The organism is Butyrivibrio sp. ob235 (assembly GCF_900109475.1).
Lineage (GTDB): Bacteria > Bacillota > Clostridia > Lachnospirales > Lachnospiraceae > Butyrivibrio.
This window is the reverse complement of sequence record NZ_FOBE01000078.1, coordinates 1-1433: the sequence shown is the minus strand read 5'-3', so window position 1 is coordinate 1433 and position 1433 is coordinate 1. Positions and strand designations below refer to the sequence as shown.

The window sequence follows — 1433 nt, the reverse complement described above, 5'->3', positions numbered from 1 at the left end:
AAGCCGTCCATTGAGGAGTTAAAAAATAAGGGCTTAATGTCAGACGTTAGATGCGAAATAAAGAAATCTCGCAGACAAGGGAACGAGATCAAAGGTTTTCACTTCGAGTTTGAGGTTTGTGTAAATGATGAAAAGCACGGTCAATTAAGTATGGATGATTATAAAAAGGCTAATAAGCTGATAGGACAGAAAACAAAGTTTAATCAAATTACTGATAGCGGTATAAGCTACTCAGATATAGAAAATGATTTGTTGGATAACTAAGAGAGGAGTAAAAAAATAATGGGGAATGTAACTGACGACATGGGGAATATTTTAGGAGAGTTCGGAACAACTCTAAATAAACTAACGGCTGTAATGGCATCATTCAAAAATGATTCTATGATGGACTTCGAAAATGTGAACCAAGAGCAATTAGCGGTCATGCTGTATAATCACCGAAACAACGCTAGTTTATTTTCGGTAATGGAAGACTATATAAACAAGCTGAACGAGATATATAATAATTGTCGCTCAGAAGTCTACGGAGAGTCAGCTAAAGAGATGTAAATGTATATTCCAGAAAAGACACTTCACTCAGAAATGAGAAAAATAAACAGATAAAAGGACAGCTGAGCCTTTTTGATTATGAGGTGTATGAGGAATTAAAGAGCCAAGATCAAAAATTCATTGGCTATGTAAAAATAAACAAAGATAAAGAGTGATGATATATTTTCTATGATTCCTAGAATATGATTTGCGCCAATTGATATTATTCTAGGATTCATAGAATAATTCTAGGATTTATAGAATAGTTCTAGGATTTATAGAATGATTCTAGGATTCCTAGAATATAAATGCACTTAGTCCATAAAAACGGCTGAGTGCATTTTTTATGGATGATAAGGACAGGCCATAAAAGCGTGATGGAAAAACAAGAGCAAGATTCGCCACTGTATATACAAAGTGGCACGTTGTGAGGTTGTTCTGCAGAATAAATGTAACTATTTTGAACGCCCCTAGGGTTAGAAATTGCAGATATATATTCTCCAGGACGATTTTAAAATAAATACTATCCAAAAAATTCAAGTCACCGAAATTGACCAGATCAGAGAAAAATGACAGGTATTTTTTGCGAGTCGGCAGCAGTCGTCATTTTATCGAACGTGTGGTTGTTGTGGATTGGGGAATGTGTTAAAATAAACGTAGATAATCTATAAAGTTTTAGGGAAACAATGGGACAGACTATATACCGCTTATACAATTCCTAGACCGTGGGTATATAGCTGTTAAATATTTATATAGTATCATAGGCTTATTTTGGGTCGGCTATATATCGTAACGTAGGGCGTTATCGGTATTAGCTGACCTTTTTTATTTGTCCGAAAGGGGAAAGCATAAATGACGGATGAGGAATATCGACAATATTTAGCTACTCCAGAGTGGAAAGCTAA

At 35.0% G+C, this 1433-nt stretch carries 2 protein-coding genes; both read left to right on the top strand.

Translation table 11 applies throughout. The features are described 5' to 3' along the window. Positions 1-264 (top strand): hypothetical protein (locus BMW61_RS21505; protein ID WP_207650215.1); only part of this gene is annotated, 264 nt, incomplete at its 5' end. A gap of 18 nt (positions 265-282) precedes the next feature. Continuing rightward, a complete protein-coding gene (locus BMW61_RS21500; RefSeq protein ID WP_091826134.1) occupies positions 283-549 on the top strand; it encodes a hypothetical protein in 267 nt (88 codons plus the stop codon). The last annotated feature ends 884 nt before the right edge of the window (positions 550-1433 follow it).

What these genes read in the sequence shown, in the direction of transcription:
- BMW61_RS21500 (WP_091826134.1), top strand. Translation starts at nt 283, where the DNA reads ATGGGGAATGTAACTGACGACATGGGGAATATTTTAGGAGAGTTCGGA.